Source organism: Leptothermofonsia sp. ETS-13 (genome assembly GCF_049200465.1).
Lineage (GTDB): Bacteria > Cyanobacteriota > Cyanobacteriia > Leptolyngbyales > Leptolyngbyaceae > Leptothermofonsia.
Window position 1 is genome coordinate 2,216,080 of sequence record NZ_CP120836.1, and the last position, 24,328, is coordinate 2,240,407.

At 48.0% G+C, this 24,328-nt stretch carries 20 protein-coding genes; 13 read left to right on the forward strand and 7 right to left on the reverse strand.

Going from position 1 to position 24,328, the window contains the following annotated elements:
* Positions 1-20: 20 nt before the first annotated feature.
* The 3 genes from P4D80_RS09980 (at position 21) to P4D80_RS09990 (ending at position 1,809) form a co-directional block, all read left to right on the forward strand.
* Positions 21-494 (forward strand): TVP38/TMEM64 family protein, encoded by a 474-nt coding sequence (locus P4D80_RS09980; RefSeq protein WP_421658985.1) that lies wholly within the window; start codon positions 21-23, stop codon positions 492-494.
* On the forward strand, positions 481-708 hold the full coding sequence (locus P4D80_RS09985; RefSeq protein ID WP_421658986.1) for a hypothetical protein: 228 nt from the start codon (positions 481-483) through the stop codon (positions 706-708). The genes P4D80_RS09980 and P4D80_RS09985 overlap by 14 nt, the downstream gene beginning before the upstream one ends.
* Before the next feature lie 336 nt (positions 709-1,044).
* Positions 1,045-1,809 carry a TVP38/TMEM64 family protein gene (locus P4D80_RS09990; RefSeq protein WP_421658987.1) on the forward strand — a complete coding sequence of 255 codons (765 nt, stop codon included), beginning with the start codon at positions 1,045-1,047 and terminating at the stop codon, positions 1,807-1,809.
* Between the two features lie 404 nt (positions 1,810-2,213).
* Here P4D80_RS09990 and P4D80_RS09995 read toward each other — a convergent pair whose 3' ends face one another.
* Positions 2,214-2,390 carry a DUF4278 domain-containing protein gene (locus P4D80_RS09995; protein ID WP_421658988.1) on the reverse strand — a complete coding sequence of 59 codons (177 nt, stop codon included), beginning with the start codon at positions 2,388-2,390 and terminating at the stop codon, positions 2,214-2,216.
* Positions 2,391-2,932: 542 nt separating this feature from the next.
* On the opposite strand from P4D80_RS09995, the gene P4D80_RS10000 reads away from it, so the two are divergent.
* The gene (locus tag P4D80_RS10000) at positions 2,933-3,496 is read left to right on the forward strand and encodes a hypothetical protein (protein WP_421658989.1); all 564 of its coding nucleotides are present in this window, start codon (positions 2,933-2,935) and stop codon (positions 3,494-3,496) included.
* 543 nt (positions 3,497-4,039) lie between these two features.
* Here the strand turns inward: P4D80_RS10000 and P4D80_RS10005 are convergent.
* The 3 genes from P4D80_RS10005 to P4D80_RS10015 form a co-directional block, all read right to left on the reverse strand.
* Positions 4,040-4,885: a hypothetical protein gene (locus P4D80_RS10005; RefSeq protein ID WP_421658990.1), complete on the reverse strand. Its 846-nt coding sequence runs from the start codon at positions 4,883-4,885 to the stop codon at positions 4,040-4,042.
* Positions 4,886-5,022: 137 nt separating this feature from the next.
* Positions 5,023-6,231 carry a methyltransferase gene (locus tag P4D80_RS10010; protein WP_421658991.1) on the reverse strand — a complete coding sequence of 403 codons (1,209 nt, stop codon included), beginning with the start codon at positions 6,229-6,231 and terminating at the stop codon, positions 5,023-5,025.
* Between the two features lie 1,213 nt (positions 6,232-7,444).
* Positions 7,445-13,096, reverse strand: coding sequence for a trifunctional serine/threonine-protein kinase/ATP-binding protein/sensor histidine kinase (locus tag P4D80_RS10015; protein ID WP_421658992.1), 5,652 nt, complete (start codon positions 13,094-13,096; stop codon positions 7,445-7,447).
* 556 nt (positions 13,097-13,652) lie between these two features.
* On the opposite strand from P4D80_RS10015, the gene P4D80_RS10020 reads away from it, so the two are divergent.
* Positions 13,653-14,552, forward strand: a complete 900-nt coding sequence (locus tag P4D80_RS10020; protein WP_421658993.1) for a glycine betaine ABC transporter substrate-binding protein — start codon at positions 13,653-13,655, stop codon at positions 14,550-14,552.
* Here the strand turns inward: P4D80_RS10020 and P4D80_RS10025 are convergent.
* Complete coding sequence (locus tag P4D80_RS10025; protein ID WP_421658994.1) at positions 14,499-16,244, reverse strand: alpha/beta hydrolase; 1,746 nt, start codon at positions 16,242-16,244, stop codon at positions 14,499-14,501. The genes P4D80_RS10020 and P4D80_RS10025 overlap by 54 nt on opposite strands.
* Between P4D80_RS10025 and P4D80_RS10030 the strand changes: the two genes are divergently transcribed.
* The gene (locus P4D80_RS10030) at positions 16,243-16,431 is read left to right on the forward strand and encodes a hypothetical protein (RefSeq protein ID WP_421658995.1); all 189 of its coding nucleotides are present in this window, start codon (positions 16,243-16,245) and stop codon (positions 16,429-16,431) included. The two genes, P4D80_RS10025 and P4D80_RS10030, sit on opposite strands and share 2 nt — an antisense overlap.
* Before the next feature lie 195 nt (positions 16,432-16,626).
* Here P4D80_RS10030 and P4D80_RS10035 read toward each other — a convergent pair whose 3' ends face one another.
* The gene (locus tag P4D80_RS10035; protein ID WP_421658996.1) at positions 16,627-17,130 is read right to left on the reverse strand and encodes a DUF4168 domain-containing protein; all 504 of its coding nucleotides are present in this window, start codon (positions 17,128-17,130) and stop codon (positions 16,627-16,629) included.
* Positions 17,131-17,281: 151 nt separating this feature from the next.
* Here P4D80_RS10035 and P4D80_RS10040 point away from each other — a divergent pair, with 151 nt between their 5' ends.
* The 3 genes from P4D80_RS10040 (at position 17,282) to P4D80_RS10050 (ending at position 21,403) form a co-directional block, all read left to right on the forward strand.
* The gene (locus P4D80_RS10040; protein WP_421658997.1) at positions 17,282-18,187 is read left to right on the forward strand and encodes an FkbM family methyltransferase; all 906 of its coding nucleotides are present in this window, start codon (positions 17,282-17,284) and stop codon (positions 18,185-18,187) included.
* Between the two features lie 301 nt (positions 18,188-18,488).
* Positions 18,489-20,567 carry a single-stranded-DNA-specific exonuclease RecJ gene (locus tag P4D80_RS10045; RefSeq protein ID WP_421658998.1) on the forward strand — a complete coding sequence of 693 codons (2,079 nt, stop codon included), beginning with the start codon at positions 18,489-18,491 and terminating at the stop codon, positions 20,565-20,567.
* Positions 20,564-21,403 (forward strand): alpha/beta hydrolase, encoded by an 840-nt coding sequence (locus tag P4D80_RS10050; RefSeq protein WP_421658999.1) that lies wholly within the window; start codon positions 20,564-20,566, stop codon positions 21,401-21,403. Before P4D80_RS10045 ends, P4D80_RS10050 begins: the two co-directional genes overlap by 4 nt.
* Before the next feature lie 93 nt (positions 21,404-21,496).
* Here P4D80_RS10050 and psb30 read toward each other — a convergent pair whose 3' ends face one another.
* On the reverse strand, positions 21,497-21,637 hold the full coding sequence (gene psb30, locus P4D80_RS10055) for a photosystem II reaction center protein Ycf12/Psb30 (protein ID WP_421659000.1): 141 nt from the start codon (positions 21,635-21,637) through the stop codon (positions 21,497-21,499).
* Between the two features lie 413 nt (positions 21,638-22,050).
* On the opposite strand from psb30, the gene P4D80_RS10060 reads away from it, so the two are divergent.
* From P4D80_RS10060 to P4D80_RS10075, 4 genes are all read left to right on the forward strand, one after another.
* Positions 22,051-22,410, forward strand: coding sequence for a YkgJ family cysteine cluster protein (locus P4D80_RS10060; RefSeq protein WP_421659001.1), 360 nt, complete (start codon positions 22,051-22,053; stop codon positions 22,408-22,410).
* Between the two features lie 147 nt (positions 22,411-22,557).
* The gene (locus P4D80_RS10065) at positions 22,558-22,971 is read left to right on the forward strand and encodes a TMEM165/GDT1 family protein (protein ID WP_421659002.1); all 414 of its coding nucleotides are present in this window, start codon (positions 22,558-22,560) and stop codon (positions 22,969-22,971) included.
* Positions 22,972-23,225: 254 nt separating this feature from the next.
* Positions 23,226-23,528, forward strand: a complete 303-nt coding sequence (locus tag P4D80_RS10070; protein ID WP_421659003.1) for a TMEM165/GDT1 family protein — start codon at positions 23,226-23,228, stop codon at positions 23,526-23,528.
* 147 nt (positions 23,529-23,675) lie between these two features.
* A complete protein-coding gene (locus tag P4D80_RS10075) occupies positions 23,676-23,996 on the forward strand; it encodes a DUF3493 domain-containing protein (RefSeq protein WP_421659004.1) in 321 nt (106 codons plus the stop codon).
* Positions 23,997-24,328: the final 332 nt, after the last annotated feature.

The following is a 24,328-nucleotide window of genomic DNA, read 5'->3' on the forward strand; positions in this document are numbered from 1 at the left end:
GGGCGTTGTGATGAAACGCCATGCAGATTAGACGTTACAAGATCAGTCTGTGGACCGCGCTGGCGGGGCTAGCGTTTCTGGTGGTTTGCCTGCTTGGTCCCATCAGTCTCCTGTTGGATGAGTCGTCGCTGACTGTCTACTTTAGAAATCTGGGCTCGATGGGCACTCCACTGTTCATTCTGATATTTGCTACTGCTACGAGTCTGGGATTTCCTGGCAACGTTTTATCAGTGGCAGCAGGCACTATTTTTGGGCTGGTTTGGGGCACTGTCTGGTCGGTTATTGGCTCAACTCTGGGGGCAACGGGAGCGTTTTGGCTGGCGCGCTACTCTCTCCACGATGCGATCGAACGCCACTTTGGACATCATCCCCTACTAAAACGACTGAACCGAGCGATCGCCCACCACCCCTTGAACTTTGTAATGGCAGTTCGCTTTACACCCCCTCTCCCCCTTCAGTCTTGTCAACTTTTTGTTTGGGTTGACTCTTATTAATCTCAAAACCTACATGCTGGGCACCTTCCTGGGCATCATCCCCCTTTCACTAACCTATGCCTGGCTGGGGGCAGCTGGCAAGCAAGCCCTAAGCGGAGGCGATCGCCTGCCACTGGTTCTGGCACTAACCATGTTTTCCGGCCTTTCTATTCTGCCCGTGGCCTGGAGGAAGCGGGGAGGAGGTAGGGGAGAGGGGGGGATGGGTAATGAATAATAGGGTGAGGAGATCGTCAGTAGTGAATTGTTAGGGAGGGGGGAGGGGGGGAGGAGTGATAGGGGGTGGCAAGGGGAGGTCAGGAGGGGCCGGATTTGCACTGTTTTCAAATCAAACTGGTATGAAAACTTAAAATTCATCCAGGGTTTGTCAATTTTTTGTGGCAATCCTGGAAAGGAGGGCGAGGGGAACCAGGGTTTCGAGGAGTCAGAGCCCCGTTTCTAGAACGCCCTCCTCATCCACTCATCCACCCATCTTCTCCATCACTCCATCCTCATCCATTCTGCTCTCTCCTGCGTAATAGCTAATGAAGGGCATTACTGAAGTGGGAGAGGGATGGGGCTGAATTCGAAGTGGTTAAAGCAGAAAGAGCCTACTCTGCAAGGATGGTATCAGGGAATCGGTCGTTCTGGCGGGAACTGGTTTCGATGGTACCGGAGGATTGGGGTCTGGCTTGCGATCGCCCTACTCATTTACGCGTTGTTCCGCTTTACGCCAATGATGGCACTGTTCGACCAGGCCCTGCTAAAAATGAAACTCCACAGTTTTGGAGGCTTTGCAACACTTGCTTTTGTCCTACTGCATATCGCAGCAACGGTGATGGGGATACCTGGAACAATGCTGACCGTTGCAGGTGGGGCGATATTTGGCTTGATCTGGGGTACGGTCTGGTCGGTCATAGGGGCAACAATCGGTGCAATTGGAGCATTCTGGTTGGCACGTAATTTTCTGCATAGTTGGGCAGAACGCCATTTTGGGCACCATCCAGCAATGGCACAGTTTAAACAATCCATTCGTCGTCAATCATTGAGCTTTGTGCTGGTAGTTCGGTTTGCACCAATTTCTCCCTTCAATGTGGTGAATTTTCTGTTTGGGCTGACTCCAATTGGCCTCAAGCATTACACATTGGGTACCTTCCTTGGTATCATCCCCGGAACCCTGGCATACACCTGGCTAGGGGCAGCAGGTTCTGATGCATTGCAGGGAGGAGATCGCCTGCCAGTCTTTCTGGCCCTTGGTTTACTCGCGGCTCTCTGCTTCTTACCAATGTTGAAGAGAAGACAGCGCAGGGATCGAACAGAAGAAGGGGACAGGGACTAGTACAGCACGACGGGAATACGGATACCAGTCTAGCTTCCTCCTACTCCCCATTCTCTAACCCAATAATCACTAGACTGATGCCATCGTCCAGAAGCCTTATCCCATCACTCCATCACTCAACCTACCCTCTCACTTCTCGTCCCTCTTTAACAACCAACAACTAACAACTGACCTTATACCAATTCAATATGAGGATGCGTAGAATCAGAACCCTCTGTAGTCCCCCTTGGTAAGGGGGAAGGCGACAGCCGGGGTTGATAATGTACAGCTTCATAAAACATTGGTATTACCCCTCACTCTTCTTTGAATAAAAAACCCCTTGTTGTCAAGGGGTGGTTGAGTCTACAGTTAAGAGACTGAGCAAAGCAAAGAAAACGTTAATAGTTAGCATGCATAGCTAATAGTTAGCGTGCATAGCAAATTCCGCGATATTGCAGTTCAACGGTTGCCGTTGGTTGGGAGGTATGGAAACCCCTCAGCATATGGGGAGTTCCTCGATAGATTCCCTCCTGCCAAACTTCAACGCCTTCCATGAAAAACTCGTTCCGTTGATAACGATTACCGCGATACCTTAATTCCATGATTTTTACCTCTGAATGGGGGCTTACAAGTTTTAGTATCAGGAATTTCTGCCATAAGGTTGGTGACAGGTATCCCCTGTGTCTTGTGAGTTTTTGGGAGAAAACCAGTGACTGAAGAAAGCATCACAGCGTGTCGGAAAACTAGATAACGGGTGATACAGGGGCAGCAAAGGAATGACAAAAATCACAGGCTCAGGTGCTGATTCTGGTGACTCCAGCACTGAAACACTCACCATCTGGTCTTGTCTGGGAACAGCAGTATAGCGATAGCCACCAGGCTTAGGACGGGGTGCAGGGGTGGAACCTCTGGCTGGGGGCGGAAGCCCCCACACCCCTTAAAGCCAATATCCTAAACAACTTGGCGACAGCTATACATACAGTCGCCCGTTAAGACTTTGTGTCCAACATCAGTTCAACTGTGACCTTGATCACCTGAATTGGGTGGGAGGATCACAAAATATCTGAGGCTTGAGTCACTAGATAATCCTTTGAAACGCGAGATATTACTCTCATCACCAGCCCCCACCAGAAGAGCTTCTACCATGACTTTCCAAGCATTCCCTTCTGTCTCAGGTTCCCGTCACCTCGAAAAAGTTTTCACTGGAGTCACCCTTACTCTCGCCTTACATCTGGTAACGCCTGGAATGCCAGGAAGTGTTGCTAACAGTGCTGAAGTTCCTGAAAATCCTGTCACTCCGAATGCGCCTTACCGTTCCAATCCCCATTCTTCACCGAAACAAGCTCACTCATTAAAGAGTGGAACCTATCTCTATGGGCAGTCTTCCAGCGCAGAGCAGCTTGGTTCCGCTTACCTGGTGTTTGAGGTGAAGGAAAACAAAGTGGTTGGTGCGTTTTATATGCCTCGTTCTTCCTTTGATTGTTTTCATGGCACTCTCCAGGCGGATCGACTGGCACTCACAGTTGTGGACAGCTACGAAAAGGTGAGTTATCCCTATTCAGTTGCATTGCGAAAAGAGTCTGTTTCTGCATCCGCAGGGAAACCAGTGGCTACAGCAGTTGAACTGTCTGGTTTTCGTCATATTAAACGGTTAAGCTCTGGTGACCAAAAGATTCTCTCAACCTGCAAGGCAAATTATCGGCTGTAGCCCTCCAGATTTCTTTATACTGTCTGAGTTACAAAGGCTGAGTTACAAAGGACATCGAATGGTGTCCCTTTGCAGTGCTTATCTTACAGCTACAGTTGTCTCTACTGGAGGCTTGTAAGGCGGGAATTCTGGTTGAGGATACCCGTGCAACAACCAGTCATCCGTGGTCATCGCGGATACAGTTCTGACTCTGAGTTCGTTGCCGCACTAACTGGCGGCGAGGGCGGTTCACCAACCGAGCCTGGTCCTGGTTCACTGATGGCCTCCTATTCCCCCGTAATCGACCGGCTTCGAGTTGCTAGCCGAGTTAGGCAGTCAGCCTGATAATACCAATTTGACTTGAAAACAGGGCAAATCCGACCCCTCCTGACCTCCCCTTGGCAAGGGGAGGTGCCGAAGGCGGTGGGGTGATGTGCAAGGTTCATCATTTAAATCGGTATAAGTTGATTGAAATCCTGATGAATAAAAGGGACATTCCATGGAACGTCCCTACAAACAACAACAGTTGGAAAACACGACTGTAATCGTCTGGCTTTGTTGCTGTTATCTGTGACTAGTGGGTTGTTGAGCTAGAAGGTATGATTCTAGGTAGATGGAATCCAGGTCACTGGCGATCGCGGACTGGGTAAATTCAACCTCATCCTGCGGTACCCTATACCCTTTTGGAAAAGGACGATCCAGGGAATGCTTCTGGGAGTAAGCAAGAAGCCCGTTATAGAATCGGATGAAGTATTCAAACACGGTTTCAACCAGTTCAAACGCTTTAGCTCTTTGGTCATCGGTTAGTTGGATACTGTCAAAAAACTGTTCCTCGTCACCATTCTCTAACCCTGCTTGAATGTGCCCTGTCTCCACTCGCAGGTGATGGTCGCTGAAATAGAGAGGGCGCTTGTGGGTCAGTTCTTGCAGTTCCTGGCTCAACTGCACCAGTCCTTCGGAAAGAGCGGTGGTTCCGGTCGCCTCGATCGCCTCTACAATGACTAGCCGCAGAACGGGTTCTGTTTGAGAAGCGCATAGTCTAAGCAGGTCATAGGATAGCTGACGTGCCTTTTGGGTTTCTTCACTCCAAAGAAACCTAAGTGCATCGGTAAATCGCAAGGAATGATCAATTCCTAAAACATCCAGATCCTTGACATACCATACCCAATGACTGGCGTCTTCATAAGTATGTTGATTAATCATGGCCTGGATCGGGTCAGTCGTGGGTTCCTCCCGCAAAACGTAAGCGTTCAGGTCTTTAAAAGACATAACAAAGTGAGCCCAAAATGGAATTCCCGATGCTCGCTTTTTCAAATCAATACTGCGGTCTTGCAGAAACTTGAAAAACGGCAAATGGATAAATTCCTGTCTTTTTTGTTCAATTAACTCCAACACATCTCTCATGTTCATTAACCTCAGTAACTTTCATGGGTCTGGTAGACTTTCTAAAAAGTCCAGATATTTAGCTGCGCAGCTACGTCCGCACCATGCAGGTTGAAGCCTGATGGTACTCGTTGAAGAAACCTGTTCCTGATGCACCAACGCCGTCAGGTTGTGCCTAAATTGCAGTGATTGCTGAGTTTAGAATCGTAGTCTTTAGCATTACCGATTGAGGTCTCTATCACGCCTTCAATCACACTGACTGGAGAAGCGGTTGGCGCAATGCGGGTAATTTGAAATCCTGCTGCTTGAAATAACTGGTGATACTCTGCTTCAGTGCGCTCCCGGCCTCCTGAAAAGATCGCCATCATTTCAACGTCCAGCAACTTGCCAAAGTGGGGAGTATCTCCTGAGGAAATCACCATTTCAACCACGAGCAACTTGCCGTGGGGAGCGATCGCCCTGCGAATGTTACTGAGAAACTTGATGCAATCCTCATCACTCCAGTCATGAACAATATGCGACAGGATGTAAGCATCTCCTCCCGCTGGAATCGTTTCAAAAAAGCTTCCCCCAACGACTTCACAACGGTCAGCAACACCCCGACTTTCTAGCAACGATCCGGCCCCTGCAACCACCTGGGGCAAATCGAACAAAACGCCTTGCAGGTGCGGGTACTTTGCCAGAATTGAGGCCAGTAGGGTGCCATGACCACCCGCCACATCCACCAGTTTATGAATTCCAGAAAAATCGTAAGCATTCAGTACGGCCAGATGAATAGCCGAACACCAACCAATCATCGCCTTATCAAACAATGCCCCGGCCTGGGGATTTTTTTGAGTCAAATATTCAAATGTGTCATTGACCTGGTACAGCTTTTGCATCGCTGGTTGTCCAGTTTTGACAATATTAAGCAAATCACCCCAGCAATTCCATTGCCACTCATCACTCATGGTCATTGACAGAGGACGAAGTGACCCAGGAACATCACTCCGCAGGTATTCTGCCATTTCTGTAAGTGCAAACTGGCGGGGTGCGACCTCAGTAAAAATGCCAAAACTGGCAAGGGCACGCAGTACCCGATACAGGTGAGCGGTTTGTGCTCCAACTGCTGGTGCCAGTTGGTCAACGGATTTAGCACTGTCTTTCAGCAAATCCGCAATTCCCAAAGAAGCAGCCACATAAATGGATTGGGTTAACCAAACACCCGTCATCATTTGCATCAAGGCAACGGCGGGTGGCACACCAGCAGCCTGGGAATGCTCTGAACCGTTTGGCTGTTGCAACAATTGAGCTTTAATGTCTCTGTCTTCTGACAATATGCTTGCATCTTCCGAGATAGAAGAGGTGTTGCTTTCAACATGGCTAATTGGCATGGGTTTGATCCTCCTAATTTGCAAAATCAATGGCCTGAATTCGCTGTTTTGCAGCCCAAACTCGCTTCAACACTCCTGGCAGAATGAACCTTGCCTAAAAAGTGGAAGTGGTTTGAATTCAGTTGATGTAAGATTCTTACTTAGGTGGCGATCGCCAACTATAGCGATCCTTCTTGAAATTTGAACGGGGTGCAGGGGTTCCGCCCCTGCGGGGGGCGAAGCCCCCACTTCCCCCCCTTGTTCACAAACGAAACGATTTGTGAACGCTATAAATGGCTAAACTGTTATTAACAGTTATTAACACTGTTGTTAACAGCCAGGTGAGGAAAATCAGGTCTCCCAGCATTCCCAACTAGAACCTTTGCCTTGCAAAGAAAGTAGTTTCCCTGAGACTTGAGAAAGGCTCTAAAAGAGAATGAAAGAAAATGTGTAAGAGTAGCAAGTGTCTTAGTGGGCGTTCTAAGTAACTAATGTTGCAAACACTAAATCTGCAACATGAGGGTTAGGGCGAAGCCCCCGCTTTCCCTTCTTACAGTTAATTATGGCTATCTCTTAGTCTGAAATGGACTTTAAACATAGGTTACAAACATCGAAACACCGGAGAGGAAAGAGGTTTCCTTGTCGCAAATACTTTCGATTCTTCATCATTTTCAAATTTGCCCACTCAGATCAGTTAATTGATGATAAATGTATTCACCTTGTTAGGTGCCCTTTAATGGGTAACACAAGGCTGGTCATGGTGGCATGGGCTTGTTTTCGGGAAAAATCCGTGAATCAACAGAACCCAAACTTGAACTGTAGCCATCGCAGATTGCTTAGGACATTGGCTTTAAGGGGATGTGTGGGACCCCAGTCAAAGGCTCCGCCCCCGTACCCCGTCTCAAGCCTGATGGCTATAGCTACAACTGTATTTTCCAGGAGGCGTTTTGCCTATGACGACTTGAAAGAATTTCCAACTTTAAAGTTTTGCTGGGAGGATCAGCAGAAGCACTGGTTCGTTAATGTATGGAATACAATCTCAATTTACGTATAAATACGAAAACCATAGTGTTTATACGGTTAAATCAGCAGTATTTTGAAGGAAATGCGAAGGAGAAAAATGCAAACTGTTCTTCCCTTGCATTTGCAGCTCTTTAGCGCAAAGCCCTGTTATACAAGGTCTTTAGCCTTGTCCAATGAACAGCTAAGTGCTTCTACGGATTGGGTGGGAGAACTACCTCGAATGGGTGAGAGTCTTAATTTCAAATTCGGACCTGATTAAGGGGATGGCGATCGCAAATTCGGTTCCTTTACCCAACTGAGACTCCACATAAAGTTGCCCTCCGTGTTTCTCCACAATCGAATAGCTAATCGATAATCCTAAACCCGTCCCTTTACCAACCGGTTTGGTGGTGAAGAAGGGGTCAAACAACCGCTGCTTGGTTTCGTCTGTCATTCCAGAGCCGTTGTCTGCAATTCGAATAATCACCCTGGAATCAGCCAGTTCTGTTCTAATCCGAATGGTGGGAGTTACCATTGGCTCCTGACCATTTGCTTCTCGCGTTCCACCTGCAGCCAACGACGAAGAACCACCAGCGAACGACTGCTCCAGCGCATCGATCGCATTGCTCAGAATGTTCATAAATACCTGATTTAATTGGCTGGCAAAACAGGTAACTTTTGGCAGTTGGCTGTACTCCTTAATGACTTCAATCGCCGGATAATCATTTTTGGCTTTCAAACGGTGTTGCAAAATAAGCAATGTGCTGTCAATTCCCTCATGAATGTCAACGGGTTTCATCTCAGCTTCGTCTAAACGAGAGAAATTGCGAAGAGAAAGAACAAGCTGACGAATTCGGTCTGCACCCACTCGCATAGACTGGAACAATTTTTTCAGGTCTTCCTGGAGAAATTCATAATCCATCTCCTCCATCGCGCGCTGAATTTCAGGAAGAGGTTGAGGATAGTAATACTGAAATTGATGAATCAGATGAATTAAATTTCGACAATATTCTTCCGCATGATCGAGATTACCATAAATAAAATTAATTGGGTTATTAATTTCATGGGCAACTCCAGCGATCATTTGTCCCAAAGAGGACATTTTTTCAGTTTGAATCAGTTGGGTTTGAGTCTGTTTCAGTTTTGCTAAAGTTTTAGATAAATTCTGATTCTTCTCATTAAGCTCGTGAGTTCGCTGCTCTACTTTTTGTTCCAGCGTATTGTAGAGAATTGCATTTTGGAGAGAAATTGCTGCCTGACTCGTAAGAATTTTGAGAACTTCCAGGCGATCGTGAGTGAAGGCTCCGGTGGTTAGATTGTTTTCCAGGTATAAAACGCCAATCAACTTTCCCTGATTATGAATTGGAGTACACAAAGTACTTTTAGGTTGCTGCGATAGAATGTAGGAATCGGTAATAAACGCTGTTTCAGTTCTGGCATCATCTAATACCACTGTTTCTGAAGTTCGAGAAACATAGTTGATGATGGATTTTGGGACGATTTTGCCAGCGTTTTCAAATGGGGTTTGCAGTACATTCTTATCAACAGACTGGGTGACAACTACCCATTCTTTATTTTCCGCTATCACGAGAACACACTTTTCAGCTCCAGCATTTTCGATCAAAACCTGGATTAGGGTTGAAAGTAAATGTTCCCACTGAATTTCACTCGAAAGCGCCTGTGAGGCTTTGAGAATCGTTGCCAGATCTAAAGCATAGGAAAGACTGGCGCTGCTGCTGGCAAGTGACGTATAGGTTGTGGAAAATCTCTCTGTTTGGTAAGCAAATTTCTCTTGACTGAGAATTGAGTTTAGAAGTTGAGGATACTGGTTTTCCAGGTCATTAATTTTGGCAACGGCTCCCCAGCGAGCATAACTGTAGTAAGCATCAGCCAGGTAAACCTGGGCAATCTTCTCTTTGCCCCAGGCTAAATAGAACTTAGCCGCTAATTCATAGGCCAACGCCCGGTCATTCAGATAACCATTTTTGTCCGCTTCGGCGATGGCGCGATCGTAATATTCGATGGCTTCTGTGGTTTGACCCAATACTCGATATCGTTCAGCTTCGACCAGGAAAAACTTATGGAGATAGTTCATAGGAGCATGATGCGCCCAGTGTTTTAGCCTGGATTGATTTTCCTCTACACAGGCTAACAACTTATCCATTGACTGTGTTTTAGAACTGGCAGCCAACGCTGTGAGTGAATCATAAAAATAAAAGATGGGCACGGTTGCAAATCCGGTCCCTCCTGTCAGAAATTCTCTGGATTTTGCAGCATTTTCTAATGCCTGATCAATATCTCTAAAGATATAACAAAGAATCAGTCGATGTAGATAGAAATAATGTAACCCGGTAATGTCATTCGCCGCCAGTAATAGGGGAAGGGCTTGTGCTTCATCATAGACTTCACCTGATAGAATGCAGGGGTTTTTAACCCTTCCTAGAAGGTTTAAAACTGCTTGCCAATAAATCTGGCAATAGTTCAAAGTAGTAGTTTGCTTGAAGGAGGAAAGAATATGACTGTAAGCACTAATTTCTTTTTCCAGGTGGCTGAGTTCACGTCCAATCAAATAGGAGTACTGACAAATATCTTTAATGCAGTAGCCAACAAATTCCAAGTTTCCCGCTTCCAGTCCGGCTTGATAACCTTCCAGCAAAAATGGCAGGGTTTCCTTTATGTGAGATTTACCGTGAACAATGAAAGCGCCTAGAACAAAATAGGTGCGTGTTTTGATTTCTTTGGAATTGGATTTAGAAACCAGATTAAGCCCCAATTGACCGAACTGATCGGATGTCGAAATGTCTTGCAGAATGTTGGCAAGAAGGATTCCATAGCTAGCATAAAAGAAGGCAGATTCTGGCGCATTGCCATGCTGAAGCGATGCCTTAACCTGGGCCAGAATGACAAGCGGAAACAGCATGGGAGCAGCTAGGTAAATCGATGGAATGGCACTCGATACCAGACGCATTACGGCCAGTTTGTCCAAATCGGCCATCGCTGGCAAATGGCTGAGTTCCTCAGGGGGCGCCTCAGCAACGAGCGCCGCTGTTTCCTGAAGGGCTTGTTGAATATGGGCTGGAGTGGGTTCTTCTGGAAAGTGAATACCAAACTGGTCTAGTGCCTGACGGGCGATCGCGATCGCCTCCAAAAGCCGGTTCTGGGAGGTATACGCCTGAATTTTGATTTCGTAAACCTTCACCTTATCCAGCAGGGTGTGTGCCTGGGTCAGGAGGGTTTCAGCCAGGAATTCCATCTGTTCAAATTCACCACAGAGGTAGGCAGCTTCTGCAGCAGATTCGTATAGTGCCAGAGCCAGGTCATACTGGCTTTGCCAGCAGTCGGTCTGCAAGAGACTAATTCCGACTGCAAGGTAGTTCATTGCGGTGACGTAGGCAGTCGCAGCCTTTGCTTTTTGTCCAGCGCACAGATTTAATTGAGCCAGTTCTTCTTTCTTTGTGGGCTCCAGTTCATGGATTTGGGAGATTGCATCCACAGAATTTTGTCCACTGAACAGTAAAGACAAAAGGGACTGGGAACCAAACCCCATCCCATAATTCAACTGGTTCACAATTTCAAAAATCTTTTCTTCACGCTCGGCTTCTGGCGTATTGGCTAATAGCTGTTGACCAATTTTCAAATGGGTGGCTCGCTTCTGCTCCTCTGGGATTAATGTATAGGCTGCTTGCTGAACGCGATCGTGGAGAAATTTGTAAGAGCAAGATTCAGCAGGTGAAGCCTCCACATCCACCGCAAGGGTCATTGGAGAAGGCTCGAAGTCAGAATCCAGGTTTCCTGCTGACTGTTCGGCCTGGAACCGTTTGTAGCCCTCACCTATGGGCAGAATTAAACCTTCCTCAAGCGCTTCCCAGAGGTCAGCAAATGTTTTTGCCTCAGATTGATGGCAAATGATAGCCAATGTAGCCAGATCAAACTGATTTCCAATACAGGCAGCGAGCTTAAGCACCGCTTGAGTGGTGAGAGACAATTTTTGCAATTGACCTCCGACAAATTCCACCACATCATCCGTAAACGACAGGGCCTTGATTTGCGACAAATTGTATTGCCAGCAACCATTGGCTGCATCAAAGGTGATGAGATGTTCCTCGTAGAGGGATTTGAGGAATTGGTTGATGAAAAATGGATTGCCCTTAGTTTTTTGATAGATCAACTGAGATAGGGGCAGGGTTTGTTCTAGAGAACTGTGGAAAGTGTCGGCAATCAGGTGATTCAGATCCAAGAGCTGGAGAGGATCAAGGGCGATTTCACTGATCAGGGTTCCTGCCTGCCGAATCTCCTCCACCGTCAACATCAATGGATGGGCGGGTGAAACTTCGTTATCCCGGTATGCCCCGATCAGGAGAAGATGCTGGCTTTCAGTGTCACTTATAAGCAGGTGCATCAGTTTGAGCGATGCAGAATCCGCCCACTGTAAATCATCCAAGAAAATGACCAGCGGATGAGCGAGCGTGGCAAAGACTTTAATGAATTTCTGAAACAGGAAGTGAAAGCGATTTTGGGCTGCTGCACCTAATAACGCCGGGGCAACAGGTTGGGGGCCAATAATGCTTTCCAGTTCTGGAATGACCTCTACAATCACCTGTCCGTTTTCGCCTAAAGCTCGCAGAATCTTGAATTTCCATCGCTCAATGTCAGCATCGCTTTCGGTCAGCAACTGCCTCATCAAATCGCGAAATGCCTGCACAAAGGCAGAAAAAGGAATGTTGCGCTGAAGCTGATCGAATTTGCCCCGGATGAAGTAGCCCCGACGCAGGGCGATCGGTTTATGGATTTCGTTGACGACTGCGGTTTTGCCAATGCCAGAGAAGCCTGTAACCAGAAGAAGTTCGCTTTTGGAGTGGGGAGTAGGGTTAGGTGTTTCCCCCCTCCCCATTTCTCCCTCTCCTTCCCCTCTTCCTGCCACTCGCTCAAACGCTGCCAGCAGAGCAGCCACTTCCTCTTTTCGACCGTAGAGTTTCTCTGGAATGGCGAAGCGATCGCAAATGTCATGCTTCCCTAGAGTAAAGGGGACAATGGTTTCCGTTTCGTTCCATTGCTGGCGACAGATTTCCAGGTCGTGCTTTAAGCCTAGGGCACTCTGGTAGCGGTCTTCAGCATTCTTTGCCATCAGTTTGTGGACAATCTCAGAAAGGGCTGAAGGAATTGCTGGGTTTAGATGATGAACTGACGGGGGCTGTTTGGCGATATGGTAGTAGACCAGCTCCATTGGATCGTCGGATTCAAAGGGGAGCTGTTGGGTGAGTAATTCAAAGAAGGTAACACCCAGGGAGTAAAAGTCAGTGCGGTAGTCAATTCCCCGGTTCATGCGCCCAGTTTGCTCAGGAGATAAATAGGCCAGGGTTCCTTCCAGAACATTAGGGTTCATTAAAGATTGCGTTTCCTTGGGTAGAAGGGAAGCGATGCTGAAGTCAATTAACTTGACCTGCTTCGTCGTGGGGTGAATCAGAATGTTGGCTGGTTTAATGTCTTTGTGGATAACCCGATGGCGATATAGACCTTCGAGAGTGGTCGCAAGTTGAATAGCGATCTCCAGGAAAGAGGGCACATCCAGCGGCTGCGTTTGAATGTAATCTCTAAGAGAAATACCGCCAAAGTCTTCCATCACCAGGAGATAACCGTTGCGGAAATTCTCTAAACTATAGGGCCGTATCACTCCAGGCAGATTCAGGCTCTTGGCGATGGTGTACTGGTTGCGAAACTGAACGAGATTATTAAAAGTGGGATACTCCTGCTTCAGCAGTTTAATCACAACAGGTTGCTGATCATCCTCTCGGATAGCGCGGTAAATGATGGTTCTTGAGCTGATGTAGAGTTGCTCGGTGACACAGTAACCAGAAATTGGAGTCATCAGTTCAACCAGCTTCATCAATGTCAATCCTGATAGTCAGCGAGGGTCAGAACTATAGTGCCTCCTCACTGGCAGGTCTTGAGATGGGGAAAACGCGCAAGTTTAAACTTTTGCAACAGTTAAATCCTGGTGAATCTACGTGTTGATCAACTACACTGTTATTTAGCAGGCATAGCGAAAGACTAGGGAGCTAGGAGTCAGCCATGCAGATTTTGAAGGGTTTGCAATCCTTCAGAACTCCGTAAATTTATTTTTCTGAGTTTAGATAACCAGGCAAAGTTCCTTGGTGAACCACTAGTGGTCTGCCAGGCAGATTTTGAAGGGTGACAAACCCTTCAAAACCCTCCAAATTTGTTTTTCCGGGTTTAGATAACCCGGAAAAATTCCTTTGGTGAACCACTGGTGTTGCAAGTCATAAATTTTGCAACATGGGGGAGTGGGGGCTTCGCCCCCAGAAGGGGGTTTTACCCCCTTCACCCCCTTCAAAACTTTTGTTTTGATCTACTGGGCGGCCAGGGAGCGGAGGGGTTGGGGAGTGATTGAGTGGGGAAGTAGGAGACTATCAGAAATTCGTGTGAAGCGATTTTTAGCAATCTTTTGGGTGAGTGTTGTGCTGGTGATTGCGATCGCCAGTTGCTCTCCACGCTCTCCGATTGGCAGCGGAGGAGATTTGATTGTCGCTTCCAAAGATTTTACGGAACAAGACATTTTAGGAGAACTGCTGGCACAGCAAATTGAAGCCAAAACGGGGCTTAAGGTTGATCGCCGTCCCCGTTTGGGAGGTTCCTTCGTTTGTCACCAGGCAATTACCAACGGCAAGATAGATGCCTATATCGAGTACACCGGCACCGCATTCACGGGCATCCTGAAGCAGAAATCAATTCCGGATGCTGAAGCGGTTTATCAGCGATTGAAACAGCTTTACAGCCAGCAATTTCAATTAGAAGTTCTGCCTTCGCTAGGCTTTGAAAACACTTTTGCCATGATTATCCGTGGCGAGGATGCCCGACATTACAATATACAGACCCTTTCCCAGGCAGCACAGTACACCCCCCAGTGGCGGGGTGGATTTGGCTATGAATTTCTGGAACGGGAGGATGGTTTTCCTGGGCTTGCCACGGTTTACAACCTTCAATTCTCCCGTCCACCGCAGATTATGGATTTGGGGTTAATTTACCGGGCTTTGATTCAGAAACAGGTAGACCTGATTGCCGGAAACTCGACCGATGGTCAAATTGCCCGTCTGGGTTTAGTGGTGTTGCAAGATGACAAACGCTACTTTCCACCCTATGAAGCAGCTCCCATTGTCCGGCAGGAAACGCTGGAAAAGTACCCTCAACTACGAGCGGCGATCGCTTCACTGGCAGGTAGAATTTCTGCCGATGAAATGCGGCAGCTAAACTACCAGGTTGAAGGTGAGCTACGGGATGTGAAGGACGTTGTGCGAGAGTTCTTGCAGGCTAAGGGGCTTTGAGAGCCTGCGATCGCCTCCTGTTTTCGTCTGAGCCAGTTGCTCTGCGGTCAACCTTTTTACCAAACTCAAGGGCATAAAGGGTTCACTCAGAACGTTACTGTAGGAGGCACTGAGGTAAGGCTGATAGGTTTGATCTCCAGCAATGTAGGTTTTAAAAAATGCCAGACTGAGAGCATTAATATAACGGCGGGCGATCGCCGGATTTGGACCCACAACCTCTACTGGCAACGAAACGCCACTCATTGCAGAATCAAACCCGCCAATGGCAGAAAAGTGAGTGCCGCCATCCATCATGACCAGGTAGCGATCCGAAGTGGTGAGCCAGGTAAAGGGCTTAATCTGTTCCAACAGCGCTGGAGCAACTGTATCAGCATTCCCCGTCATAATCATCGTAGGCACCTGAATTTGACCCAGCCCATCTTGACCGAAAACCGCGCTGGTAATTGGGTTCAACGCAATTACTGCCTTAATTCGGCTATCCTGTAGCGCGGTCTGAAACTGACCCAGAGGCAGCGCCCCCGCCCGACATTGAAGCAGTAGGGACAGATTGAAGGTATTTTCCAGATCCTGGCATTCCGATTGCAGTTGTTTCACATTAATCGGAGCTCCTCCCAGAGCCAGGGCAGTGTAGCCACCAAACGAGTGGCCAATCACCCCCACCTTTTCCAGGTTTAGCCTTCCTTTCAGGGTGAGGTCACTCGCTGCCTGCCGTTCGATTTCATTCAGCAGGTAGGTAACATCGAGTGGGCGGTCAACAAACTCGGTTGGCTCTGCAACTTCGCTGACAATTCCACGTACCAGGGCTTCCAACTGTTTTAAATTACTACCGGGATGCTCAGGCACCAGTACGGCAAAACCCTGGGAAGCCAGATGTCGAGCCAGGTAGGTAAATGTATTGCGGTCCGATCCCAACCCATGAGAAATGACAACAACGGGTGCGGGGCCAGGAGGTTCGGGCAGGATGCGTTCAGGCAGATAAAGATCAACCGGAATCACACGCCCAGCCAGTGCGGCGGGAGTCAGGCGAGTCTGGGAGGGTTCTGGTTCGGGGGAATTCGCCACACTTTTACGGCTGCTATCCACCAGAGTTATGGTTTGCTTCTTGGGAAAGTAAGGACCAGGGAGCCGGGGATCTTCTAACCCACCGAAGGCGATCGCACCATCAGCCTGCTGTTCTTCCCCCGACCGTTGCGTAATGATGGTGGTTGCTCGCTTAGTCTGGTTGACCAACTTCTCAAGAGTGGCAGCGATCCCCAATCCCTGCTTGATATTGACCCGTAAGCCCTTACTTGGAAACTTGCGTAGAAAATTGAGCACCGTCAACCCTTCGGGATCGGTTGATGCCAGCAGCACTGCTGCCCGAATGAACTGCTGCCCAGACTCCCGCGACTCTGGCTGAATCACCTGTCCAACCCGCTTCAGCAACTCCTCGCCCTGAGGACTGTACAAAAACTGAGCAAGGGCAATTGGGCTGAGATCAGCCCGTGATTTCAAAACATTCCGGACCTGTTCTAGCTCTGCGGGATCGGCATACTGGGCATAGACAGCGATGTTTTCATCCATCGTGCCATTCCTGGCATATTCTTCCAGAGCAGATACCGACACGGATCGCTCCAGAATGCCATAGGTAATGTAAACACGCTCTGCCGCCCGTGCGGGCACCGCCGCGGAGGCAAACAGGCAACCAACCATGATTCCAAACCAGGTCAGCCAGTATTTTATTGATGCAGAGCTATTATCCGTCTGTAAAGAAACGTTCGACTCAGAGAAATTTAGCGAACCACGCATAACTGTTTCAACTACCCAAGAGGCAATGTCCAGCAAACCTGCCTCTTTATATTTAACCGCCACTATTCTGGTTAAACCAGGCGATCGCTAACAACAGAACTACCAGGAATTTAGCGTTTTCTTCTAACTTCTGGTGCTTAATTTCTGACCTGGAAAATAGAAGTCGGAATCCAGGAGTCAGAAGTCAGGAGAAGGTTTACTCCCTCACTCCTTTCCCCTCACTTCTCTGGCTTCTGGCTCCTGACTCCTTAATTTTGTAGGTGCTGCTGTACAGAATTCATTGTTGCTAGTTCTGAATTAGCTTCCTGACTTCCTGCCGCAGGGCAGGATCTTTCTGTACCATGGCAAAAATCTGGTTAAATCGCTCTATCTTCAGACCTTCAGCCTCAACTGCCTTATCCATTTTCACCTGGGCATCCTTCTGAATTTGGCTCAGCTGGGAAAGCGCCTGTTTGTAGCTCTGCTCTTCTTTGGGGGTGACCTGTTGAGCTGGCTTTGCAGATGGATTTTGTCTGGATTGGTGGATTTCACTGAATCGCTGCTCTGTCAAGCCTTCTTTCTTAACAACCTGTACCATCTGGTTTTCTATGTCCTGGGCAATCACCAGCACTTTCTTGACTGCACTCGCAAATTTCTTTAACTCATCGGGGTTAACGTTTGCTGGGGCAGGAGACTGGGCCGGGGCAGGCGATTGAGCGGGAGCAGAGGGTGGATTCTGTGCCTGGGATGGTAAGCTACCCACGGCTAAGGCAACTAGAAGCGAGCAACCTGCCAAAACGTATTTCACCATAAGTTAGTTCCTGAATCAGTACAGTGGATTCGCATCTGTCTACTCTATAACGGGATAAAATGACATCCCAGCATTAGCGTAAATCCATAGCCCTAGTTTAACCAGGCCAGAAATTTCTGCAATTGTTACCCCTCCTTTTAGTTGAAGAGTAATGAAATCATACCTGAACAAATTAATACGCTATGTCAGGGGAGTTTTATCCAGCATTGGGCGGCTGGAGTCGGGGGAATTTTTACGGGTAATGAGTGATTCAGATGATGTGATTAAAAGGATTGAAAAGTATAACTTTTCAATGATTTTGAATATTCACGATCGCGCGATCGGACTACCAATTCTTTTGAAATCTAGCTATGAAGAAAATGTCACTGAAGTATTTCTAAAATATCTAAAATCAGATACCTGTTTCTTAGATATTGGTGCCAATATTGGTTATTACAGTTTGCTGGCTGCCAGTCAGTGCCCAGAAGGAAAAGTATTTAGCTTTGAACCCGATGAAACAAATTTCCGCTATTTAAAGACAGGCATTATTTATAACAGGTTCGATTCAGCAATTCAAGCCTACAACCTGGCAGCCAGCGACAGAAATGGGTCGATTTATCTTTATGAAGTGAGCTGCCCGGCTAATTCTGGAGCAAAAGTGACGGCGAAGGATAAAGAATCCCTTAATCCCTATGTGAAGACTGAAAATCCTCAGTTTCAATTAGTCGAAGCTGTACAGCTTGATTCATTTTTAGCAGGCAAAAGAATTGATATTGTTAAACTCGATATTGAAGGTCACGAACCCTTTGCACTGCTGGGGATGAAGGAAATACTAATTCAAAATAAGCCAGTTATTATCACTGAATTTGCACCGTTGAGCTTGAACCTAATTGGCAAAATGTCGCCGGAAGAGTTCTTACAATTCCTGATTGATTTGAGCTATCAGATTCACGTTATTGATGAGGATGGTAGTCTGATTAACTGCGATCGCGATATTTCAGCCGTGATGCAGTACTTTCAAAACCACAGAAAAAACCACATTGACCTGCTGCTGGAGGCGGTGTGCTCCTCTAAATGACGACAGCCTAATCTCATCGAGATTATGCCCGCAACCTGTTACCCATCGCTTGTTGCCTGCTATAGCTGAGGTTTTTGTAGCTTTTTTCAGCTTTTCGATTATCATGCGGCTCAATTTGGGCAAACTTGGGGTAGATTTGGCAATGCATTTGTACTAATGTATTGACTGCTTTGGGTGAGCGGTGGCCAGGGTCTCAGTGAATTCTGAGGGCAATGGGACAAACCCAACCCAATGTCGGGTACGATACCCACTGGCGAAATCGTGCCCAATCCTCATCAAATTCCTTCAATCTTGAGTGCTTGTGGTAACTCAATTTAGTTCTCAAACAACGTCTCCGGGTAAATGTCTCAATCAACGGTGGCAGATTGCATCGGCTTTCGCAGAAGAGGCCAATCAGATTGCTGAGGCAACTGGTTTGTCGCCATTACTGGCTCAGGTGCTGTTGAATCGGGGCATTTCCGATCCTCAAGCGGCGATCGCCTTTCTCAACCCGGAAACTCAGGTTTTACCCTCTCCGTTGGAAGACTTTCCGGATCTTCCCCTCAGCCTGGAATTGCTGATTAATGCCATCAACCAGCGTCAACGGATCGCCATCTGTGGCGACTATGATGCCGACGGCATGACCAGTACGGCCCTGCTGATGCGGGCGTTGCGATCGCTGGGAGCACAGGTTGAGTACGCCATTCCCAGCCGGATGAAGGAAGGCTATGGCATCAACCAGCGGATTGTGGAGGAGTTCTATGAAGAAGGGGTAAAACTCATCCTGACGGTGGACAACGGGATCGCCGCCCACCAGCCCATTGCCCATGCCCGTGACCTGGGTTTGACCGTTATCGTCACCGACCATCACGACCTTCCACCTGAATTGCCCCCGGCTAATGCCATCCTCAACCCAAAGTTGATTGCCGCAACGTCTCCCTACGCTGGGCTGGCTGGGGTGGGAGTTGCCTATGTGCTGGCCATCTCCCTGGCGCAAAGTCTGGGAAAAACGCAGGGCTTAAGCAATCCACTCCTGGAACTATTTACCCTGGGCACCATTGCAGACCTGGCTCCCCTGACGGGCGTTAATCGGCGCTGGGTCAGGCGAGGGCTGCAACTGTTACCCAAGTCAAAACTGGCGGGTGTACAGGCCCTTGTCCAGGTGTCGGGGTTAAGTGGCGTGAAGGATTTGAAGCCAGAGGCGATCGGCTTTCGTCTGGGTCCCCGCATCAATGCGGTCGGTCGTCTGGCCGATCCCCAGATCGTGATTGAATTGCTGACCACTGATGACCCTGGCATTGCACTGGAACGGGCCATGCAATGTGAGCAAATTAACCAGCAGCGCCAGCAACTCTGTGAGCAGATTGAGCAAGAAGCCGTTGCCCTCTGCGAAGAGGGTAGGGTCAACATTCAGCAAGATCGGGTCCTGTTGTTAGTGCAACCTGGCTGGCATCATGGGGTAATTGGCATCGTCGCTTCTCGCCTGGTGGAACGTTATGGGGTTCCGGTTTTCATTGGTACCTTTGAAGATGAGCCAGAAACAGCCCCTGAACAATCGGGCGATCTGGTTCAGAATTCATCCATTGCCCGGTCTGCGGTCAAAATTCGGGGTTCGGCGAGAGGAATTCCTGAATTCCATGTATTTGAGGCGCTGGAATTTTGTAAAGACTTGCTGGAAAAGCATGGGGGACATCGAGCAGCGGGTGGGTTCACGCTCAAGGCAACTAATCTAGAGCAATTTCGCGCTCATTTACGAGACTTTGCCCACCAGGCGCTCCAGCTAGAACACCTCAAACCTCTGGTCGAAATTGATGCCCAGGCATCACTGGATCAAATTAATTTCAGTCTCTACGCCCAGATTGATGCGCTTCATCCCTGTGGAATCGCCAATCCCGAACCTGTATTCTGGTCAGCGAATGTTCGCGTTTGTGAGCAAAAGATGATTGGCAAGGGGCACCTGAAGTTGACCGTTCAAGACGAAGCAGGGGGGATGGGGCGAAAGTTTCAGGCGATCGCCTGGCGCTGGGGCGACTACTACCCTTTACCCAATCGGCTAGATATTGCCTACCGATTGCGTGCTAACGAATGGAATGGAGAAATATCTATTGAACTGGAGTTAGTGGGCGCACGGCTGCCTGTGGCTGCTCCGGATATTGAATTCCCACAAAATATTGAATTCACTTATAATAATCGCGCCTACACCTGTTGCCTTTCCCAAAACGGAAATGGGAAAGAGTTGCGCATCCACAATGGAGATGGCAAGGTTTTGATAGTACGGCAGGGGCAGCGTATGGGTTGCCTCAGTAAGGGTTGGCAAGAACCACTTCCAGTAGATGTTTCGAAAGCTCCCTACTTTGGCATTATCAAAGCAGCCCTCAGTGCTCTGGAACATCCCGTATGACTCGACCAACTATCTGGAGGCGTTTGTTTGGGACGTTGACGGTGGGACGGATGGTGCGATCGCTCCTTTTCATCTATTTGGCACTGGGCCTCTATGGCTTCTTTTTCGCGGATGGTTTAATCTTTCGTCCCAGACTTTCCAGTTATCGAGATAATCAGGAAATCATCAAGCTGATAACTGCGAACGGAGCGCGGATTTCTGGGTTGTATCTATCCAATTCCCAGGCCATTTATACCCTGCTCTACAGCCACGGCAATGGGGAAGACCTGGGTGATGTTCGCCCCATTCTGGAGCAGATTCGGAAAATTGGGTTTGCCATTTTCGCTTACGACTATCAGGGCTATGGCACCAGCGAGGGCACCCCTTCAGAGCAAAACGCTTACCGGGATATTGATGCTGCTTACCAATACCTGATAACAAATCTGAACCGATCGCCCCAACAGATTATTGTGTATGGGCGATCGGTGGGAGGGGGACCCAGCGTAGATCTGGCACGCCGTGAGCCTGTCGCGGGTCTAATCCTGGAAAGTACGTTTACCAGCGCATTTCGGGTGATAACAGCAATTCCTCTCTATCCTTTTGACCGATTTAACAATATCGGTAAGATTGGAGCGGTTCATTGTCCAGTGCTGTTCATTCACGGCACCCGCGATCGCATCATTCCGTTCTGGCACAGTCGGGGACTTTTCAAGCGTGCTAACGAACCCAAGCAATTTTTCGCTGTGGACGGAGCAGACCACAACAACGTTATGGAAGTTGCTGGAGAGCAATATGCCAGGGCAATGAGAGAATTCGCTCAGTTAGTAGACCGCGCTAAAAATAAAAAGCCCGACTGATGTCGGGCTCGTCACTACTCTCTCATACTCGTAGAAACTTTTAACCTTGGTCTGGAATACCCTAACCATCCAGGGATGAACTCCAGGAAATCATTACAGGTCGCCGCCACGGGCTGCCAGTAGAAAGATAACAACAGGACCAGCGATCACAATTGCCGCTAACATGGTCAACTGCGCGATCGCCTCAAAATTGATCTCGCCGAATACATTTAGCAAACTGTTCAAAAAATCCATTACCCCTCCGATCCAACATCAATAACCAGTGATAACGGTCAAAAAGATACGCGCTTATAATTCTGCGACGAGGACTATTTTATCGGCCAATGGTGTCACTTTTAAGGAAGTTAATAAAAGTATATAATCCTCAATCCCTTGATTTCTCGGCGTCCCTGCAATCCTGAAAAGACTTTATGTTGTTTATCCAACGAAAAGGTTAAGCTAAGTTCACAAACCCCTATGTTGCAAACACTAAATTTTGCAACATGGGGGAGTGGGGGCTTCGCCCCCTTCAAAACTTTTGTCTTGATCTATAGCAGTCCTAGATCAGTCGTGAGATTGAGAGGCTTTGTGAGAAAGGATTCTCAGGAATCCTTTCTCACAATCCAAATAGGATTACTATACTAGCTGACTAAACCAAAGTCTCAATTATGGCGACCTGGCGTTGTATGCAAAATTGTGGGGCCTGTTGTCACCTTGATCCGACAGAGCGCCCTGAGCTGGCCGAGTATCTTTCCCCTGAGGATCTGGAACTTTACCTGAGCCTGGTTGGTGAAGGGGGATGGTGCATTCATTTTGACCACGCTACCCGTGAGTGCCGTATCTATCCAGATCGCCCCCGCTTCTGCCGGGTTGAGGCCGAGACGTTTCAAGCCATGTATGGTATTCAACCTGAAGAATTGAATGACTTTGCAATTGACTGCTGCCGCCAGCAAATTGAAGGGGTTTATGGCGATCGCAGCCTGGAACTCCTTCGATTTGATCGTGAAATTGGAGTCAGGCTCATTTAGCTGATATTGCGATTTTCGCCTGTATCGGTTGCCTTTTCATGTGAACTCCTAGATAATGAAAAGAAAATGAAAGAAAAACGGTAGCTCAAAATTATTGTGGAAGTTCATTCGTCAGCTTTCAATCGCCTAGTCCTATATTCAGAACTTGTGGAAGATGGCCCTACTTTCACTCATTCCCGCTTAGAACTGGAGCCAGATTCAGGAATCGTCATTGAAGAACGAGAAATTCCCCCATCGTCTACGGTTGAACCTCAATCTGTGACTGAATCTAACAGCATTTGCCAGGGTTGGAAAGTTTTTGCAACCACGTTTGCCACCATCTTCCTGGCTGAGCTAGGAGATAAAACTCAGGTTTCCACCCTGTTGATGAGTGCTGAATTCCACGCTCCCTGGGTTGTGTTTACCGGAGCTGCTGCCGCTTTAATTACAACCAGTCTGCTGGGTGTACTGGTGGGTCGCTGGCTCTCAACCCGCCTTTCTCCTAAAACACTGGATACTGCTGCGGGAATTACTCTAGCGCTGATTTCCGTCTGGCTATTGTGGGATGTTTTCAGTAGTTAGGAGACAGGAGGCAGGGGGCAGGACTTAGGGACTGGGGACTGGGATTAGGAGCTAGAGTCAGGAGAAACGCCTGTCGCCTGTGGCTTTATCAGAACTCAAGGCTCTCTTACTATAGCGATAGCCACCAGGCTTAGAATGGAGTAAAGGGTGGAACCCCTCTGGGGACAAAGACCCCACACCCTCCTAAAATCAATGTCCTAAGCAACCTGGTAACAGCTATAACAACTACAACCAACAACTAACAACTTTTATTTATGGATTGGCATCTTTTAGGACTTAGCTTCGTGACCGTATTCATTTCAGAATTAGGGGATAAAAGCCAACTGGCAGCGATCGCGTTAAGTGGCAATTCCCGATCGCCTCGATTCGTCTTTTTGGGGGCGGCGGCGGCTCTCCTTCTGGCCAGTCTTTTGGGTGTTTTGTTGGGAGAGGGAACGGCTCATTTGCTTCCGGCCCATGTCATTAAGATAATTGCAGCTATTGGCTTTGCGATTATGGCTATCCGGCTTTTGCTGCCCCGCTCAGAATCAATTTCAGAATCAATTGAGGATGCATAGGGGCTATTAAAACTGTGTCAGACAAAGTAGCCAGGCGCAATTAAATTAAGGATAGTTTTAGGGGTGGAGGGGGTGAAACCCCTGCCTGGGGGCGCAGCCCCCACTCCCCCCTTTACAAATTAATTATGACTACCTACTAACGGTAGGATGACAACATCACGGCACATCGTAGCAATCCTGATGACTGAACAACCATCTGGCGATCGCCGCCCTGGCACTGCCAAACAGCTTGATGATCAACGTTATGCCCGTTTGAAAGAGGAAGCAATAGCCCCCTATCGAGGGCTACGCAAATTCGTTTACTTTGCGTTTGGAGCATCCGGGCTAATTGGAGCCTTTATCTTTCTGACTCAAATCCTTGCTGGACGGGACGTAGAGGCTGCTTTGCCTAATTTGGGTCTTCAGATTGGTATCGTGGCCCTAATGGTGTGGTTGTTTCGTTGGGAAGGACGAACCCACAAGAAGTAGAGAATCTAAGTAGTGGTCTGCCAAGACTTATCTTAAATAACCACTCTTACTCAATCCAGAGGTACAAAAATTAAAACTGACAAACCAGTAGCTATAGCAGTCCTAAATTAGTCGTGAGATTGAGAGGCTTTGTGAGAAAGGATTCCTGAGGAATCCTTTCTCACAATCCAAATAGGGATCGCTATAGGCGCAATTAAATTAAGGAGCGAAAACTAAATAATCTCTGGAACCTCACCCCACCTTCGGCACCCCTCTCCGGTTCGGAGAGGGGACGGGGGAGAGGTTAAGGACGTGGAAAAATCAGATGTTATTTAATCCATGCTCCTAAGGCT

What these genes read in the sequence shown, in the direction of transcription:
- P4D80_RS09980 (WP_421658985.1), top strand. Translation starts at nt 21, where the DNA reads ATGCAGATTAGACGTTACAAGATCAGTCTGTGGACCGCGCTGGCGGGG.
- P4D80_RS09990 (WP_421658987.1), top strand. Translation starts at nt 1,045, where the DNA reads ATGGGGCTGAATTCGAAGTGGTTAAAGCAGAAAGAGCCTACTCTGCAA.
- P4D80_RS09995 (WP_421658988.1), bottom strand. Translation starts at nt 2,390, where the DNA reads ATGGAATTAAGGTATCGCGGTAATCGTTATCAACGGAACGAGTTTTTC.
- P4D80_RS10000 (WP_421658989.1), top strand. Translation starts at nt 2,933, where the DNA reads ATGACTTTCCAAGCATTCCCTTCTGTCTCAGGTTCCCGTCACCTCGAA.
- P4D80_RS10005 (WP_421658990.1), bottom strand. Translation starts at nt 4,885, where the DNA reads ATGAACATGAGAGATGTGTTGGAGTTAATTGAACAAAAAAGACAGGAA.
- P4D80_RS10010 (WP_421658991.1), bottom strand. Translation starts at nt 6,231, where the DNA reads ATGCCAATTAGCCATGTTGAAAGCAACACCTCTTCTATCTCGGAAGAT.
- P4D80_RS10015 (WP_421658992.1), bottom strand. Translation starts at nt 13,096, where the DNA reads ATGAAGCTGGTTGAACTGATGACTCCAATTTCTGGTTACTGTGTCACC.
- P4D80_RS10030 (WP_421658995.1), top strand. Translation starts at nt 16,243, where the DNA reads ATGATTCCAAACCAGGTCAGCCAGTATTTTATTGATGCAGAGCTATTA.
- P4D80_RS10025 (WP_421658994.1), bottom strand. Translation starts at nt 16,244, where the DNA reads ATGGTTGGTTGCCTGTTTGCCTCCGCGGCGGTGCCCGCACGGGCGGCA.
- P4D80_RS10035 (WP_421658996.1), bottom strand. Translation starts at nt 17,130, where the DNA reads ATGGTGAAATACGTTTTGGCAGGTTGCTCGCTTCTAGTTGCCTTAGCC.
- P4D80_RS10040 (WP_421658997.1), top strand. Translation starts at nt 17,282, where the DNA reads ATGAAATCATACCTGAACAAATTAATACGCTATGTCAGGGGAGTTTTA.
- P4D80_RS10050 (WP_421658999.1), top strand. Translation starts at nt 20,564, where the DNA reads ATGACTCGACCAACTATCTGGAGGCGTTTGTTTGGGACGTTGACGGTG.
- psb30 (WP_421659000.1), bottom strand. Translation starts at nt 21,637, where the DNA reads ATGGATTTTTTGAACAGTTTGCTAAATGTATTCGGCGAGATCAATTTT.
- P4D80_RS10060 (WP_421659001.1), top strand. Translation starts at nt 22,051, where the DNA reads ATGGCGACCTGGCGTTGTATGCAAAATTGTGGGGCCTGTTGTCACCTT.
- P4D80_RS10070 (WP_421659003.1), top strand. Translation starts at nt 23,226, where the DNA reads ATGGATTGGCATCTTTTAGGACTTAGCTTCGTGACCGTATTCATTTCA.
- P4D80_RS10075 (WP_421659004.1), top strand. Translation starts at nt 23,676, where the DNA reads ATGACAACATCACGGCACATCGTAGCAATCCTGATGACTGAACAACCA.